The 16,138-nt window shown below is 73.4% G+C and carries 16 protein-coding genes and 1 riboswitch; of the genes, 5 read left to right on the top strand and 11 right to left on the bottom strand.

Annotation, left to right across the window (positions count from 1 at the left end; translation table 11 throughout):
• The first annotated feature begins 5 nt into the window (after window positions 1–5).
• Entirely contained in the window at window positions 6–722 is a 717-nt protein-coding gene (locus ACFWJX_RS29900) for an alpha/beta fold hydrolase (RefSeq protein WP_383249223.1), read from the top strand.
• A 37-nt stretch (window positions 723–759) separates the two neighbouring features.
• On the opposite strand, the gene ACFWJX_RS29905 is transcribed toward ACFWJX_RS29900, so the two are convergent.
• The 6 genes from ACFWJX_RS29905 to ACFWJX_RS29930 all read right to left on the bottom strand — a co-directional run bounded on the left by ACFWJX_RS29905 (window position 760) and on the right by ACFWJX_RS29930 (window position 6,257).
• On the bottom strand, window positions 760–1,743 hold the full coding sequence (locus ACFWJX_RS29905; protein ID WP_383249225.1) for a TIGR01777 family oxidoreductase: 984 nt from the start codon (window positions 1,741–1,743) through the stop codon (window positions 760–762).
• A gap of 89 nt (window positions 1,744–1,832) precedes the next feature.
• Window positions 1,833–3,836: a flavin monoamine oxidase family protein gene (locus ACFWJX_RS29910; RefSeq protein WP_383249227.1), complete on the bottom strand. Its 2,004-nt coding sequence runs from the start codon at window positions 3,834–3,836 to the stop codon at window positions 1,833–1,835.
• A 210-nt stretch (window positions 3,837–4,046) separates the two neighbouring features.
• Window positions 4,047–4,772 (bottom strand): metallophosphoesterase, encoded by a 726-nt coding sequence (locus tag ACFWJX_RS29915; RefSeq protein WP_383249229.1) that lies wholly within the window; start codon window positions 4,770–4,772, stop codon window positions 4,047–4,049.
• Window positions 4,769–5,098 (bottom strand): hypothetical protein, encoded by a 330-nt coding sequence (locus tag ACFWJX_RS29920; RefSeq protein ID WP_383249231.1) that lies wholly within the window; start codon window positions 5,096–5,098, stop codon window positions 4,769–4,771. Before ACFWJX_RS29920 ends, ACFWJX_RS29915 begins: the two co-directional genes overlap by 4 nt.
• Window positions 5,095–5,787, bottom strand: coding sequence for a nucleotidyltransferase family protein (locus tag ACFWJX_RS29925; RefSeq protein ID WP_383249233.1), 693 nt, complete (start codon window positions 5,785–5,787; stop codon window positions 5,095–5,097). The genes ACFWJX_RS29920 and ACFWJX_RS29925 overlap by 4 nt, the downstream gene beginning before the upstream one ends.
• Before the next feature lie 128 nt (window positions 5,788–5,915).
• Window positions 5,916–6,257, bottom strand: a complete 342-nt coding sequence (locus ACFWJX_RS29930) for a hypothetical protein (protein WP_383249360.1) — start codon at window positions 6,255–6,257, stop codon at window positions 5,916–5,918.
• 112 nt (window positions 6,258–6,369) lie between these two features.
• Between ACFWJX_RS29930 and ACFWJX_RS29935 the strand changes: the two genes are divergently transcribed.
• Both ACFWJX_RS29935 and ACFWJX_RS29940 read left to right on the top strand, forming a co-directional pair.
• Complete coding sequence (locus ACFWJX_RS29935; protein ID WP_383249235.1) at window positions 6,370–7,128, top strand: IclR family transcriptional regulator; 759 nt, start codon at window positions 6,370–6,372, stop codon at window positions 7,126–7,128.
• Window positions 7,129–7,229: 101 nt separating this feature from the next.
• On the top strand, window positions 7,230–8,435 hold the full coding sequence (locus tag ACFWJX_RS29940) for a PP2C family protein-serine/threonine phosphatase (RefSeq protein WP_383249237.1): 1,206 nt from the start codon (window positions 7,230–7,232) through the stop codon (window positions 8,433–8,435).
• Between the two features lie 58 nt (window positions 8,436–8,493).
• Here the strand turns inward: ACFWJX_RS29940 and ACFWJX_RS29945 are convergent, their stop codons facing one another.
• The 3 genes from ACFWJX_RS29945 to ACFWJX_RS29955 form a co-directional block, all read right to left on the bottom strand.
• Window positions 8,494–8,751, bottom strand: a complete 258-nt coding sequence (locus ACFWJX_RS29945; RefSeq protein WP_383249239.1) for a hypothetical protein — start codon at window positions 8,749–8,751, stop codon at window positions 8,494–8,496.
• Window positions 8,752–9,375: 624 nt separating this feature from the next.
• Complete coding sequence (locus tag ACFWJX_RS29950) at window positions 9,376–10,119, bottom strand: CbtA family protein (protein ID WP_383249241.1); 744 nt, start codon at window positions 10,117–10,119, stop codon at window positions 9,376–9,378.
• 16 nt (window positions 10,120–10,135) lie between these two features.
• A complete protein-coding gene (locus ACFWJX_RS29955) occupies window positions 10,136–10,354 on the bottom strand; it encodes a CbtB domain-containing protein (protein ID WP_150469798.1) in 219 nt (72 codons plus the stop codon).
• A 62-nt stretch (window positions 10,355–10,416) separates the two neighbouring features.
• Window positions 10,417–10,489, bottom strand: a riboswitch (cobalamin riboswitch).
• A 115-nt stretch (window positions 10,490–10,604) separates the two neighbouring features.
• Between ACFWJX_RS29955 and ACFWJX_RS29960 the strand changes: the two genes are divergently transcribed.
• Complete coding sequence (locus ACFWJX_RS29960) at window positions 10,605–11,201, top strand: histidine phosphatase family protein (RefSeq protein WP_383249243.1); 597 nt, start codon at window positions 10,605–10,607, stop codon at window positions 11,199–11,201.
• Between the two features lie 122 nt (window positions 11,202–11,323).
• Window positions 11,324–12,211, top strand: coding sequence for an AraC family transcriptional regulator (locus ACFWJX_RS29965; protein ID WP_383249244.1), 888 nt, complete (start codon window positions 11,324–11,326; stop codon window positions 12,209–12,211).
• Window positions 12,212–12,648: 437 nt separating this feature from the next.
• Here the strand turns inward: ACFWJX_RS29965 and ACFWJX_RS29970 are convergent, their stop codons facing one another.
• Together ACFWJX_RS29970 and ACFWJX_RS29975 are read right to left on the bottom strand one after the other, a co-directional pair.
• Complete coding sequence (locus tag ACFWJX_RS29970) at window positions 12,649–14,931, bottom strand: heavy metal translocating P-type ATPase (protein WP_383249246.1); 2,283 nt, start codon at window positions 14,929–14,931, stop codon at window positions 12,649–12,651.
• A gap of 109 nt (window positions 14,932–15,040) precedes the next feature.
• Window positions 15,041–15,361 (bottom strand): heavy-metal-associated domain-containing protein, encoded by a 321-nt coding sequence (locus ACFWJX_RS29975; protein WP_383249248.1) that lies wholly within the window; start codon window positions 15,359–15,361, stop codon window positions 15,041–15,043.
• Between the last annotated feature and the right edge of the window lie 777 nt (window positions 15,362–16,138).

Below are 16,138 nucleotides of genomic sequence, written 5' to 3' on the forward strand. Positions count from 1 at the left end.
CCCGCATGAGCACCACTCCCACCGTCCTCCTCGTCCACGGCGCGTTCGCGGACGCGGCCGGCTGGTCCGGCGTCATCGCCGAGCTCCAGCGCGACGGCATCCCCGTGATCGCCCCGCCGAACCCGCTGCGCGGCCTTGCCTCCGACGCGGCGTACGTCGCCTCCGTCGCCGCCCAGATCGACGGCCCCGTCGTCCTCGTCGGTCACTCCTACGGCGGCGCCCTCATCACCGTGGCCGGCGTCACCGAGAACGTCGTCGGCCTCGTGTACGTCGCCGCCTACGTCCTGGAGGAGGGCGAGAGCCTCGGCGAGCTACAGGGCCGCTTCCCGCTGTCCCCGCTGGTAAGCAACCTCAAGCAGTGGACGTACCCGGTGCCGGGCGGCGAGCCCGCCGCCGAGGTCACCATCGCCGAGGACGCCTTCCCGTCGGTGTTCGCCGCCGATGTGCCGGCCGAGGTCACCAAGATCCTCGCCGCCGCCCAGCGCCCGCTGGCGGCCGCCGCGTTCGAGGAGACCGCTGCCGCGGCCGCCTGGAGGACCAAGCCGTCCTGGGCGCTGATCGCCGCCGCGGACAACGCCATCAACCCCGAGGTCGAGCGCTTCGGCGCCAAGCGTGCCGACGCGACGATCGTCGAACTCGAGGGCGCCTCGCACGCCGTCGCCGTGTCCCGGCCGAAGGAGGTCGCGGACCTGATCCGTACGGCGGTCCGCGCGACGAGCTGACCCCCTCATGAGCAGCCGCGCGGACGCGTCCCCCGTATCAGGTCCGCGCGGCCCCCGCGCTTTCCGCCGAGGAGGTCTCGGCCCCGCCGCGCCTCCGCCGTACCAGGTCCCCGGCCGCTTCCGGCCATTCGGGGTGGTCGAAGGCGAAGCCCGCTTCGAGGAGGCGGCCGGGGACGACGCGGCGGCTCTTGAGCAGGAGTTCCGTGTCCGAGCGGAGGGCGAAGGCACCCAGCGCGGCCATCGATCTCGTCGCCGGGAGGCCCACCGGGACGCCCCATGCTCCCCGCAGCGCGCGCATGAACGCGCGGTGCGGCAGCGGTGCCGGGGCCGCGAGGTTCACGGGTCCGGCGAGGTCCTCCCGGTCGATCAGGAAGCCGACCGCGCGCACGAAGTCACGCTCGTGGATCCAGGACACGTACTGCGCGCCGCCGGCGACCGGACCGCCGAGCCCGAGGCGGGTCAGCTTCGACAGCACGTCGAACACCCCGCCCCGGTCGGGACTCATCACCATGGCCGACCGCAGGGCGACCTTGCGGGTGTGCGGGGTGTCGGCCGCCTCCTGCTCCCGCTCCCAGTTCCGGGCGATGTCGACGCTGTAGGACCAGTAGCCGGGGACGTCGGGCTCGGCGCCTCCGACGATCCCCGTGGCCTCGTCGTTGGGTGCGTCGAAGCGGTGGGCGTAGATCGTGGCGGTGCTCATCTGGAGCCAGAGCCGGGGAGGCCGGTCGGCCCCGGCGATCGCCTCGCCGACGACCCGCGCCGAGTCCACCCGCGAGTCCATCATCTCCCGCAGGTTGGCCGGGGTGTAGCGGCAGCTGACGCTCCGCCCGGCCAGGTTGATCACGACGTCACTGCCGTCGACGGCATCCGTCCAGGGCCCGAGGGTCCTGCCGTCCCAGGCCAGGTCGCCGGGCCGCTCCGGGCGCCTGCTCAGCACCACGACCTCGTGTCCGGCCGCGCTGAGCGCCCGGCGCAGGACCGTGCCCACCTGCCCGGTCCCGCCGGGTACGACGATCTTCATGGTGAGGCTCCCCTCCCTCGTGTCCGTTGTCCGAAGGGGAGCCTACCTGATATTTGAACGCGTTCAAAAATGGCTCGGCGGGGTTGTCCTCACCCCCGGTGCACCTCCAGCGCCGCCCGCACGGCGGACTCCACCGCCCCCTCGATCCAGGACGGCTTGACCGAGGTGTGGTCGCCCGCGAAATGCAGCGGACCCTCGGGGGAGCGGATCGCGGCGAGCAGTTCCGTGTGCTGGCCGGGGAGCAGGACGGACGCCTCCCCGTAGGCGTAGGGGTCCCGCAGCCAGCTCTGGGTGCGGCCGGCGCCGGTGTAGAAGACCTCGATCCGCCGGCCGTAGACCTGCTGGAGGCCGCGCAGGGCGTGCGGGTAGCGGGCGTCGTCGTCGAGGGAGTCCCAGCGGGAGGCGTCGTCGGCCCAGCTGTAGGAGGCGAGGACGACCCCGCCCCGGCTGCCCTCGACCGGATGGGACGGGTTGATCATGAAGCGGTTGGAGTTGTCCGAGACGGAGGCCCCGCCGACGATGTGCGCCGCCTCCGGCTGGTCCCGGCCGGCCCACCGGTTGGCCGCGTAGTGGATCCGCTGCCCCGCCGTGATGTGCCCCGGCGGCACGGACGGGTGCACCCCGAGCAGACTTCCGTCGGCCGGCGCCTTCCCCGCCCGGTACTCGTCGTACAGCCCCGCCCGTACGGCGTCCAGCTCCCGCTTCCAGTCGGCCTCCGTGAACTCCCACCAGCGCCGGCTGAACTCCAGCAGCACCTTGGTCGCGCTGTCGTAGTGCAGCTCGGCGACGGCCCGCCGCTTCTTGTACGACATCAGCGGGCTGACCTGCACCTGGCGCAGCCCCGAGAACGGCACGGTGACGATCGCGACGTCACCGGTGAACTGCTCGCGCACCACCGTGCCGTCGCGGCCCTCGGACACGGTGTCGATCCACACGTGCGGGCCGTCCGCCCGGACGTGCGGAGTGTCGTCGGTGCCGGTCCGGTCCGGCGACCAGTACTCGATGCGGGTGGCACGCCGGTCGAGGCGCAGCACGTCGGACACCTCCCGCAGCAGCGCGTCCGGCAGCGTCGCCGTACCGCCGACCAGCTCCCAGAACGCGGTGTCCGGGCTGATCAGCGAGGCGCTGATGAAGCTGTGGATGAAGGAGAGCGGCAGCCGCGAGGTGAGGTTCTCCAGGGTGCCGATCAGATCGATGGTGCGCTCGTCGAGGCCGGCCTCCTCGGTCAGGAAGCGGTACATCGACCAGTCGCCGAACCGCTGCACGACCCGCGCCCAGCCCCGCACCCGCTCCGGCATCGGTTTGTCGACGCGCTTGCCGTCGGGGCCGACCGTGCTGAACTCGTCGCGGACCGGGTCGAGTGCCTCGCGCAGGATCGTCGAGGAGGGAGTGTCCCAGTATTCTCGCGGAACTCCGAACGACCGGTTGATCCTGCGGGGTGACCTCGCGTACGCGGAGCGGCGCACGCGGACGCCGTTGACGTGCAGCCAGGCGTGGTTGACGGGCTTGCCCTGGCCGTCGACGTCCACGAGGTGGAACGGGCGCCGCTCCACGTCGAGCTGGTCGATCAGGCTCATCACCAGCGGATGGCTGCCGGGGATCCGCATGGCGCCCGCCTCCGCGTACTGGCGGGCGTCGGCGAACGCCCGGGGCGCGTTCTCGTGCCCGCCGGTGCGGAAGGTCTTGACCCGGCCGCCGACGCGGTTGCCGTTGGCCTCCACGAGGGTGACGTGGTGCCCGGCCCGCTTCAGCAGCCAGGCGGCCACCAGTCCGGCGGGTCCCGCGCCGACGACGAGCACCTTCTTCGCGGTCTTCGTCCCGGCGCGGGGCAGCCCGCCGCCGAGGATCTTCCGATAGCCGGGGACGAGCGGCTCGTCCTGTGCGTCGACCACCAGCAGGGCCCGTGCGACCGCCAGACAGGTGGCCCAGTCGGCGGTGGACGCGGGCCGGGCCTGCGGTAGGGCCGCCGGCGCGGCGGTCGCGCCGGGCGCTGCGGCGAGGAGTGCCGCGGCGGCCGTACCGGCGGTGGCGGTCGCGGTGAAGTGCCTGCGGGAGAGGGAGCGGGGTTCGTCGGAGCCGTGGAGATTGTCCATGTGCCCTGGATACGGGCGGGCACGGGGCCGGTGCGGCGATCCACGGTGATCACCACCTGAACGTGGCAGCGCCACGGCGTGCACCCGCACCGGCCCGTGCCTCGGAACGGACCGCGCGCAACGGCATGCTCCCCGCGCAACCGAAAGGAGGCCGTCACGGGTTTGGGCGGATGAGCCCCCAGGACCGGGGCCTGCGGGTGAGTCCTCGGGTCAGGCCGCGTGCAGCTGGTACACGTTGAACGCCCGCCGGATCACCGGCTGGGCCACGTTCCGCACCCGGACCCCGCCGGCCGTCATCCCGTGCTCGGTGCCCATGTGGGCGTGCCCGTGGACGGAGAGGTCGGCGCCGGCCGTGTCGATCGCCTCGGCCAGCAGATAGCTGCCGAGGAACGGGTAGATCTCCGGCGGCTCACCGGCGAGGGTGTCGGCGACGGGGGAGAAGTGGGTGAGCGCGATCCGCATGTCGCAGCCGTCCCGGCCGAGGTCCTCCAGGGCGCCGTGCAGCGCGTCCGCGCTGCGCCGCGTGTAGCGGACGAACTCCTTCATCAGCGGTTCCCCGAACTCCCCGGCGCTGCGGCCGACGAACCCGCCGCAGAAGCCCTTGGTGCCGGCGATGCCGACGCGCCTCCCCGCGCACTCCACGACGGTTCCCTCGCCCTCCAGGACCGTCACACCCGCCTCCTGGAGGATGCCGGTGACCTTCTCGGGCTGCTCGTCGTGGTGGTCGTGGTTGCCGAGGACCGCGACCACCGGCACCGGCAGACCGCGCACCTCCCGGGCCACCACCCGCGCCTCCTCGGGCGTGCCGTGGCGGGTCAGGTCGCCCGCCAGCAGCAGCAGGTCGGCGCACTCGTCCAGGGTGTCGAAGGCGGGCCGCAGCAGGCCCTGGCTGTCGGGGCCCATGTGGATGTCCCCGACGGCGGCGACACGGATCATGGCAGGTCCTCCGCATGGTCGGGGGAGGCGGTCTCCGCCACCACGACATCGGTGTGCACGGCGAGCCCGGCCAGCTCCTCGTGGACGGTCCGCAGCAGCGTCTCGCGGCACTCCGCCGAGGGCACGGTGCCGGTCACCACGACCGACCCGGCCCGCACCTCGGCGCGCACGCCCAGCTCGGCCAGTTCCTCGGCGGCGAGCCGGTCGTGCAGATGGGCGACGCGGTACTCGATGTGCCCGGCGTTTCCTGTCCCGGCGTTCCCGGCGGGCCGGTCGGCCCCGCCGGTGCCCGTGCCGCCGCTCGCGGGCTGCGCGAAAGGCCTCATCGCCGGTCCTCCTTCGGCCTCGGCGGAATGACGTCCAGCCGTTCCAGGAAGTAGAAGAACGCGTCCGGCATCGGCTCGTCGCCGCGGGCGCGGCGCACCCGGTCCCAGTCGACCTTCTCCCGCAGCGTGCGGGCGATCGGCAGGACCGCCCCGAAGTCGCAGTGATGCTCGGAGAACGCGGCGATCAGACTGTTCACCAGGTCGGTCGGCGACAGGACCGGCATGAAGACCGAGTCGACGGAGAGCCTCTCCGCCCGCTCCAGCAGTTCCGCGCTGACGGGCTGATGGGCCAGCTCGAAGATCAGGTCGACCTGCTGGCCGAGACAGCCGGCCTTCAGCAGCCAGTCCTCCGGCGGCTCGTACACCACGAGCCCCGCCTCGCGCAGGGTCTCGGCGACGGCCTCCGCGTCCTCCGGACGGATGGCGAAGTCGACGTCGTGCTGGAGGTTCTGGGTGCCGCCGTGGGCGTAGACGGCGACGCTGCCCGCCAGGGCGAACAGGTGCCCCTTGCGTTTCAGGATCGAAGCCACCTGCTTGGTGGCCTGGAGGATCGCCTGATTGCGGTCCAACGGCAGATCCCCCGCGGGCACGTCGATCGGCGGGCCGAGATCCGGGTCCCCCGTCGCCAGCCGCAGTTCCGCGACGCCCGCGGCCTGCTCGAGAGCGTCGTCGTCCGCGTGCTGCGTCATTGCTGCCCCCTTTCCTGGACGGTCCGTCGCCCGGCGCGCCCGGCGGGCCGGTGCGAAGGATCCTGACGGCGAAATCTCCGAGTACCCGGCGGGACGCTCCCGACACCGGGCGCCCCGTGGGACCGGCCTCAGATCCGGTGGCCCTGCCCCGCCAGCCAGCGGTGTACGGCGTCCTTGTCGGCCGGGGTGATCCGGGTGGGCCCCTCGACGCGCGGGCCCTCGTCCTCGTTGAAGCCGGTGTCGGTGACCCTCGCGGTGACCCAGGTGGCGAGGTCCTGGGCGGCGCGGGCCGAGAGGGAACCGCGCTCCCACCCGGTGCGGGCCTCCCGGGCCGCGGCCGGATCGTGCCGCTCGGTCTCCGCGAGCCAGGCCGGGACCAGTCGTTCCACGGTGTGGCGCTCCTCGGTGTGGCGTTCCTTGGTGTGGCGCTCCTCGGGTGGGGAGGAACGTCCCGCGCCCTTGCCGTTCATGTGGTCCGTAGCGTTCTCGGCGTTCGTGTCGTTCATGCGGACCGGGTGCCCCGAAACGGGCACGTCTTCCGCCTGCCTTGCCCGTTCCGGGTGCCTGACGCACGCTGTACGCATGGGTGCGCAGGGCGGCCCGACGCTGATCACGTCCGTCCAGCGGGCCTTCCGCCTGCTGGAGGCGGTCGGCGCGCACGAGAACGGTGCCCCGGCGAAGCAACTGGCGCGCGAGACGGGCCTGCCCCTGGCCACCGCCTACCACCTGCTGCGGACGCTGGTCCACGACGGTTACGTGCGCAAGCTGGAGGACGGCGGCTTCGTCATGGGCGACAAGATCCAGACACTGCGCTCGACGGGCCGCGGTCAGGCGCTGCTCAGCCGGGTCCGTCCCACGCTCGCCGCGCTCCGGGACGAGCTGGCGACCGCCGCCTACCTCACCTTCTACGAGGAGGGCGAGATCAGGGTCGCCGAGATCGTCGACGGCCCCCGGGCGCCGCGCGTCGACCTCTGGGTGGGCTTCGAGGACGCCGGCCACGCCACCGCGCTCGGCAAGTCCGTCCTGCGCGAGCTGGACGACGAGGCCCGCCGGGACTACCTCTCCCGCCACCACCTCTCCGACCTCACCCCGCGGACGATCACCAGCCCGCCCGAGCTGCTGCGGCGCCTGGACTCCGCGCCGATGGCGCCGGCCGTCACCGACATGGAGGAGTACGCCCTCGGCACGGTCTGTGTCGCCGTGCCGGTCCACAGCGGGGACACGCTCGGCTCGCTCGGGGTGTCCCTGCCGGTGGACCGGCTGCCCCGGCTGCGGGAGATCCGGGAGCGGCTCATCCCGACCGCGAACCGCGTGACCAGGGGCCTGTCGCTCACTATCTGAAAACCCGCTCCTTGTGGCAGCCGGGTCGAACCCGTATTCCTGGATGAAACAGGCGTTTCAGGGGCGTTCCCCCGTGCACAGATGAGGACTGCGGACACACCATGAGTGAGGCCCGAGACCGTCGTGACGGCCGCCGGACCGTGCGGCGCTTCAGGAACCGGATGGACTTTCCCTGGGCGTCGGCGGTCAGGCGGGCCGCGGCACGGCCGGGCGCCGGGACGGCCGTACTGCCCGTGCTGCTCGTGGCCGTCGTCGTGCTGGCCGTGGACCTCGTCGGCGGAGCCGGGGTGATCTGGCTGCCGCTGCTCGCGGCCGGGCCGGCGCTGGCCGCCACCACCAACGGCCCGCGCGGTGTCCTGTGCGTCGGACTGCTCGCCGCGGCGTTCGGTGTCGTCCACGGCATGCGGCACGGCGTTCCGGGCCGTGAGCTGGCCGCCGTACTGTCCGTCCTGGTGGCCGTCACCCTGGCGAGCGGCCTGGCCAGTGTGCTGCGCGGACGCCGGGAACGGGTTCTTGCCGCCGTCCGCTCCGTCGCGGAGACCGCCCAGCACGCCCTGCTCGTGCCCGTGCCGCCGACGGTCGGCCCGTTCCAGGTCGCCGTCCGCTACAGCGCCGCCGCGGCCGAGGCCCGCATCGGCGGGGATCTCTACGCCCTGGTGTCCACCCCGTACGGCGTCCGGCTGATCGTCGGCGATGTGCGGGGCAAGGGGCTGCCGGCCGTGGGCACCGCCGCGCTGGTGCTCGGCGTCTTCCGGGAGGCCGCCCACGACGAACCCGACCTCCTGGCCGTCGTCGACCGGATCGAACGCAGTCTGGCGCGCAACCTCGGCCCCGACGACTTCGTGACCGCCGTGGTCGCCGGATACCCGCGCCCCGGCTACCTGGAGGTCGTGAACTGCGGACACGCGCCCCCGCTGCTGGTCCGTGCGACGGGAGGCGTCGTCCTGGTGGATCCCCCGCATCCGGCCCCGCCGCTCGGCCTGCGCGCCCTCACGGACCAGACCCCCGACCTCCATGTGCTGCCGTTCACCGACGGCGACCAACTGCTGCTCTACACCGACGGCGTCACGGAGGCACGTGACCGCGACCGCGAGTTCTACCCCCTCCACGACGGGCTGGCGCGCACGCTGACCGACGAGCCGGCGAGCACCCTCACCGCGCTCCACGACGACCTGCTGGCCCATGTGGGCGGCCGTCTGCACGACGACGCGGCGCTGCTCCTGATCCGCAAACCGCTCCTGCCCCACCAGTCGGTGCCGGCGTCCGCGCACGACGGTGAGACCCCCGTGGCGCGCGTGGCGGACTGAGTCCGGCGGCCCTCCTCGCATCGAGGAGGGCCGCCGGTACCAGAAGTGCGGGGGGGGCTCAGGTCAGGGTGTGGGTGAGCCAGCGGTGCAGCGCCGACTGGACGCCCTGGGGGAGCCCGCTGAGCTGGTCGATGGCTTCGCGGTCGCCGGGCATGGGGGCGATGCCGGCGGCGGTGAGAGCCGCGTGCAGCTCCAGGCGGCGCACGTCGCGGGGGTCGAGCGTCAGCTCGAAACGCTGGGCGGGGTCCGGCGGCGCGAGCGGGAAGTCCTCGCTCGCCCAGGAGGGCCGGCGGTGCGTCGTGGTGGTGTGGGCCATGGACTGATTCCTCTCCTGCATGGTGTGCAGAGGTTGCCGGGAGTGACTCCGCCGCCCCTGGCGCCGGTTCCACCGCGCCACCGGATCCACCCGGATGCAGCAGCGGGGCCGGTGGACGGGCGCTCGGCCGTCGCCCCGCCCGGTCGGCATCACACGCGAACACGGGCGCGACCGCGCGTCCTTCGGCGCGTTTCCGTCGCGCCGGCACCCGCCGGAGCGGCTCTGTCCCGGTCAGTGGAAGGCGGGCAGCGGGGGCTGGACGCGTCACGACACTGAGGGCATCCCGCCGGCCGGCGACGCGCGGCACCTGCGATGGACCGGTTCGGCTCGGCTCCTCCAGCCCGAGGGGGTGGGGCGGATTCGGCGCCCGCCCCCGGGACTTCGCGGAAGCGGTGATGGCGGTCGCGCGACGGGGCCGCGGGCCGGGTGGGCGGCGTCGTCGGGGTGCACCCGTGGGAGGCCGGGGTGAGGGCCGGTGCGGGGCGAGTCGCCGGTCGAACGGGTCGTAGGGGATGAGGCGGCACCATGACGGGCACCGTGGGCCGTTGCCGGACCGGGGCGGGAAACATGCGCGGCGGGGGCTGCCGGGCGCGCCCCCGGGCAGCCCCCGCGCGGGGTCGTTGTTCAGGCCGCCAGTGTGGCGACCCGGCCGCGTGCGGCTCTCGGTTCTAGGACGCGTTCGGCCAGGTAGCCGAACAGGAGCCCGAAGGCGGACCACAGCACGGCCTGGATACCGATCGACGCCAGGCGGAACTCCCAGAGGTCGGCGGCGGGGAAGCCCTTGGGGATGGCGTCCCCCTGCGGCAGGACCGCCATGGCGACCCCGACCACCGCCACGAACGCGGTACCGGCGGTGATGGAGGCGTTCCAGTCGCCCCAGGCCGGGGCGAGCCTGCGGCCCAGCAGGACGGCGGCCGTGCCCAGCAGCACGCTCAGGGCGATCATCAGCACGAACAGGCTGGTGCGCTTGCCGAGGGTGTCCGGGTCGCCGACGGCAGGCGGGTTCGCCGGGTACTTCAGGATCGGAACCAGGTAGACGAGCAGGAAACCGGCGAGCGCGGTCAGCGCGGCGGTCGCCCGCGAGCCGAACCGGCCGATGCGGCCCAGCGCGAAGCAGAACGCGAGCGCTGCGATGCCGCCGATGGCGACGCCGAAGACGAGCACGCCCGTGGCGAGGCCGGCCGTCGACTGGAGGGACCTGCTGACCAGTTCCTCGCCGTGCTCATGGGCGCCGGACTCCTCGAACGCGATGGCCGCGTCCACGGAGCCCTCTCCGACGAAGTAGGCGAAGACGAAGGCGAGCACGCCGGCGCCGAGGCCGGCGAGCATGCCACGCACCAGCAGGGTGCGTACGGTGGTGGAGTTCATGGAGGGGGCGCCCCGTCTAGTGGCAGGGGAAGCCGAGGAGGTGGCGGGCGTCGTGCACCCACTCGTGCACGCCCTCACCGGAGACCAGCGACGTGACGCCCTGCTCGGCGCCGACGAAGTACAGCAGGACGAGCATCAGGACGCCGACGAAGACGGCCCAGGGGGCGATCGCCCGCAACGGCAGCGGGGTGAGGGTCTGGGTGGTGGGGGTGGGGGCGGCAGTGGACTGCGCCATGGCGAGACCTCCTCGGGAACATCGCGTCCCGCATCGTGTGGAGCACGCGACGACGGCGTTGGGTCTGACTCACCGTCACCTCCGGGGAGGGACGGCACACAGTGGCGCGACCGTGCCGGGCTTGCACCGGCTTCCGTGGCGCCGTCGTCCTTGTCGCCCCCGATGGTAGGGGCACCGGCGGCGTCGGCCAACATGGCGTACGCCACCTACGATGAACCGCCCACCGGCGGGATCCGGCGAAGGGACCGTCATGACCGTCCGGCTCACCCTGCTGTGCGCCGCCGCCCCCGCGGAGCGCGACGTGCGCTTCGGAGACACCCACCTCGACGAGCGGGCGTTGCGCCGAGCGCGAGCGGTGGCGGCGACCGTCGCCGGAGCCCTGCCCGAGGGGGCCGCCTGCCGTACGGCGCCGTCGGAGCGCTGCCGGCGGACGGCACAGGCCCTGGGCTGGGACGTTCCCGTCGTCGAACCGTCGCTGCGGGACCTGGACATGGGCGACTGGCGGGGCCGGACACTCGACGAGGTCGCGGCCGGTGACGGTGCCGGGCTGGCCGCCTGGATGACGGATCCCGCAGCCGCACCGCACGGTGGTGAATCCGTGTCGGACGCCTGCGGCCGGGTCGCCGCCTGGCTGGACACGCTGTCGCCGGACGCGGGACGGGTGCTGGCCGTGGTGGAGCAGGCCGTGGCGCGGGCCGCGGTACTGCGTGCACTGGACGCGCCGTTGTCGTCGTTCTGGCGTGTGGACGTCCCGCCGCTGTCCGTGGTGCGCCTCACCGGCCGGAGCGGTCGCTGGAACCTGCGGATGGGCGCCCTCGGCACGGAGGTTCTCGGCGATGAAGGCTGAACACGTTCCGGCTGATCGCGCACGGCGCCTGGCGCACCCAGCGCACCCGGGACGGTCGGCGCGCCCTGGACATCGCGCGCGAGCGGGGGCACACGGATCTGCTGGAGCTTCTGGAGCCGGTCGTGGTGCGGCCGCTCCCGGCCCCTCCGGATGTGCTGGAACAGCACTTCCACGCGCTGCTGCGGGAGCGGACCGGCCGCTGCTTCGAGGAGATCGAGCACCTGCTGCCGCCGCTGTCCCCGCTGACCGAGGGACCGGCCGTGCAGATCGTCTTCCGGGTGGTCGGCATGATGGGCGGCTTCACCTACCGCCTCGGGGAGGACGTCCTGGAGGTGCACCACCAACTCGCCTGGTCGCCCAAGGGGTTGCTGCGCGTGCGCAGCGACCGGGGCGTGTGGCTGCTGCCCCCGTCGCTCGCCCTGTGGATCCCCGCCGCCCTTCCGCACGCCACCGAGTCGGCGGGCGACGCCGTCATGCGCAGCGCCTACGTCGCTCCGGCCTGCTGCCCGCACATCGACTGGCCGGAGCCGACCGTGCTGGCGGTCACGCCCCTGCTGCGTGCCCTCATCGACCACCTGGCCCGCACCGACCTCGCCGCAGGCGCCCGTACGCGCGCCGAGGCCGTCCTGCTCGACGAACTGCACCCCGTGCCGGTGACCAGCGTCTCGGCGCCCGCTCCCCGCGATCCACATGCCCGGACGGTGGCCGAGCGGCTCACCGCCGACCCCGCCGACGGCCGGACCCTGGCGTCCTGGGGCACCGAGGCAGGCACGAGCGCCCGTACCCTGGCCCGCCTCTTCGTCGCCGAGACGGGCCTCGCCTTCGGCCAGTGGCGTGAACGGCTCCGGATGCAGGCCGCGATGCCGCACCTAGCGGCGGGCCTGCCGATCGAGGCCGTGGCCCGCCGGGTCGGCTACGCCACGGCCAGCTCCTTCACGGCCGCATTCCACCGGCTGGTGGGGGTCACGCCGAGGCAGTATTTCCCGCTCGACGACCGGGGCACTTCCTGAGGCCGTAAGGCCGTGACGCCGTCAGTACCCAAGGGCAACGGGAGCAACGGGCCCTGCCGCGTTCGGGAACACGAGCGAGCGCACATCGACGCGGACACCATGTACGTCGCCTGCTGGCGGAGTCGCCGGACTGCCGCCGGGCCGCCACACCAAGGAGCAGACGAGTCGCGACCGGCCAGGTGCCGCCGGTGGCCCTGGGCGGGCGGGACCGGCGCCCCGATCCGGCTCCGGCGCGTCCTCACCCCGCAGCCCCGGCCGTACGGCGCCACCCGGCTGGAGCGGCTGGCGGTGACCGCCACGGCACCGTTGCTGCCCCTGCTGGGGGCGTGCGGGCACCGACCCCGCCACCGTCGACGTGCGCCGCCGCCCGGTCGCTGTCCTCGCGGACGGCGACCGGGCGGCGCTGCGCGGTGCGTCGGGGTGAGTGAGGGGCGGTGCTACTCGAAGGAGCGCAGGCGAAGGCTGTTGGTGACGACGAAGACCGACGAGAAGGCCATCGCGGCGCCGGCGATCATCGGGTTGAGCATCCCGAAGGCGGCCAGCGGCAGCGCGGCGATGTTGTAGCCGAAGGCCCAGAAGAGGTTGCCCTTGATGGTGGCGAGGGTCTTGCGGGAGAGACGGATCGCGTCCGCCGCCACCCGCAAATCGCCGCGTACGAGGGTCAGGTCGCCGGCCTCGATCGCCGCGTCCGTGCCGGTGCCCATGGCCAGACCGAGGTCGGCGGTGGCGAGGGCGGCCGCGTCGTTGACACCGTCGCCGACCATGGCGACCGTACGGCCCTCCGCCTGGAGCCGCTTGACGACGTCGACCTTGTCCTGCGGCAGCACCTCGGCGATGACCTCGTCGATGCCGACGGCACGGGCGACCGACTCGGCGACGAGCCGGTTGTCCCCGGTCAGCAGGACCGGCTTCAGCCCCAGCGCGCGCAGCTCGGCCACCGCCTGGGCACTTGTCTCCTTGACCGCGTCCGCGACGGTCAGGACACCGCGTGCCTCGCCGTCCCAGGCCACGGCGACCGCGGTACGCCCCTCGGCCTCCGCGGCGGCCTTGGCCTCGGCCAGCTCGTGGGGCAGCTCGATGGACCACTCCTTGAGGAGCTGCTCGCGGCCGACCAGTACGGCGTGTCCCTCGACGACGCCCTGGACGCCGAGACCGGCGACGTTCTCGAAGTTCTCGGGTACCGGCAGGCTTCCCGCCCGGTCCACGGCGCCGGCCGCGATGGCCCGGGCGATCGGGTGCTCGGAGGCGTGTTCCAACGAGCCCGCGAGGCGCAGCAGTTCGCCTTCGTCCACGCCCGGCGCGGTGAACACGTCCTGGAGCCGCATCCGGCCGGTGGTGACGGTGCCGGTCTTGTCGAGGACGATCGTGTCGACACGACGGGTGGACTCCAGGACCTCAGGTCCCTTGATCAGGATGCCGAGCTGGGCGCCGCGGCCGGTGCCGACCATGAGGGCGGTCGGTGTCGCGAGGCCCAGCGCGCACGGGCAGGCGATGATCAGGACGGCCACGGCGGCGGTGAAGGCGGCGGTGGTGTCACCCGTGAGGCCGAGCCAGGCGCCGAGGGTGGCGGCGGTGATGAGCAGGACCGCGGGGACGAAGACGCCGGAGATCCGGTCGGCGAGGCGTTGCACGTCGGCCTTGCCGTTCTGGGCGTCCTCGACGAGCCTCGCCATCCGGGCGAGCTGGGTGTCGGCGCCGACCCGGGTGGCCTCGACGACGAGCCGGCCACCGGCGTTCACCGTCGCCCCGGTCACGGCGTCACCGACGCCCACGTCCACCGGTACGGATTCGCCGGTCAGCATGGCGGCGTCGACCGCGGAAGCACCCTCCACGACGGTCCCGTCGGTCGCGATCTTCTCGCCGGGGCGTACGACGAAGCGGTCGCCGACCGTCAATTGGGCGACCGGGATGCGTACTTCCGTGCCGCCGCGCAGTACCGCGACATCCTTCGCGCCCAGCTCCAGCAGCGCCCGCAGCGCCGCACCGGCCTTGCGCTTGGACCTCGCCTCCAGGTAGCGCCCCGCGAGGATGAACGTGGTCACACCGGCCGCGGCCTCCAGATAGATGGAGGACGAGCCGTCGGAACGGGAGATGGTGAACTCGAAGCCGTGTCGCATGCCCGGCATGCCGGCGTCTCCGAAGAACAGGGCCCACAGCGACCAGCCGAGGGCGGCGAGCGTGCCGATCGACACCAGCGTGTCCATGGTCGCGGCGCCGTGCCGGGCGTTCGTCCAGGCGGCCCGGTGGAAGGGGAACGCACCCCAGATCACGACCGGAGCGGCCAACGTCAGCGACAGCCACTGCCAGTTGTCGAACTGGAGGGCAGGCACCATCGCCATCAGCACCACGGGCACCGACAGCGCCAGCGACCCGAACAGGCGCTGCCGCAGGGTGACCAGCTCGTGGTCCGCGGCGGGCGGGGCGCTCCGTACGCCGCCGTCGTCGCCCGGGGGAGTCGGCGGGGGCGGCTCCGCGGCCGTATAGCCGGTCTTCTCGACGGTGGTGATGAGGTCGGCGACCCCGATGCCGTCCGGGTAGGAGATCTTCGCCTTCTCGGTGGCGTAGTTGACGGTCGCCGTGACGCCGTCGATCCGGTTGAGCTTCTTCTCGATGCGGGCCGCGCAGGAGGCGCAGGTCATCCCGCCGATGGAGAGCTCGACCTCGGAGACGGGCGCGGGTGCCCTGTCGGGAAGCGTCTTCTCGGAAGCCGTGCTGGTCATGGAGATACTCCTGGGGAAGGCCGGGACGTACGGCGTCCGTATCAGCGGAGCGGCACGCCCCGGCGGGGAGGAATACGCGTGGTCCGGGGCCGTCCGGCCCCGGACGGGCTCACGCCGTGCCGACGAGCTCGTAACCCGCCTCGTCGACGGCGGCGCGGACGGCCTCCTCGTCGAGCGGGGCGGTGGAGGCGACGGTCACCTCACCGGTCTTGGCGACCGCCGTGACCGCGGTGACGCCGTCCAGCGCGGAGATCTCCTGCGAGACCGCACCCTCGCAGTGCCCGCAGGTCATGCCGGACACCTTGTAGACGGTGGTGACCGCGCCGCCCTGGGTGTCGGCCGCGGCGCCGGAGTGGCACGAGCCGTCGGCGGAGCAGCAGGAGCCGGAGTTCTGCACGTCGGTCACGTCGGAGTTCTTGAGGTCGGTCATGGCTACTTCCTCGGCTGTCGATGCGTGGGTCGCTTCCGGGGGAGCTGCGTCAGCCCCTCCCGACGAGATCGACTATATACCCCTAGGGGGTATGTCGGAAGTCCGGGGCGGTCGGACCGCGAAATCTCGCGTCCGGAGTCACTCGGCCATCATCAGCGGCAGCGCGGACATGCTCCCGCCCCTCCCGATGCGAGCGGCGAGTGCCGCCTCGGGGAGATGGCCCCGCCCGCCCTGCCGCGCCGGCCGCCGCGACGACCGCGTTCCCTCCCACGGGCCCTGTCCCGGACGCAGAACGTCGACCACACCGCGGGCGACCACGCGGTGCGCCAGCCTTTCTCGGCGCGCGGCGACCCGCTGATGGGGTGTGGTGGCCGCCGCGGCCCTACGGTCCCCCCCCCGACGGCGGCCTGGTGCGGCGGTCACGGCTGGTGGTGGGCTGCCCTGTTCCCCGCGGAGAATCCGGGCACGTTCGCCGCAGGAGTGGCGAAGGCCGTCGGATGCTCCCCGCCGGCGGTCGCACGGCGCCTTCCGCGACGGACCGCCACCACGGCGGCCTGATCCGAGGCGTTCAGCGGGCCGGTCGGCTGGCCGGCCGGCCCACCGACGTCTTCCCCCGCGGCCGGCATCCCGTCCGTGAGGGACGTCAGGATGCGCTCGGCACGGTCGGCACGTGCAGACTCCTCTGCGGGAGTCACCGCCGTTCCGCCGCCGCAGGGCGACACCAGAATCAGGAGAACGCGGGGGGCAGGCCGGACCCCGACGGGTGCCCCCCGTTCT

The sequence above is a fragment of the Streptomyces sp. NPDC058335 genome, assembly GCF_042723915.1.
GTDB lineage: Bacteria > Actinomycetota > Actinomycetes > Streptomycetales > Streptomycetaceae > Streptomyces.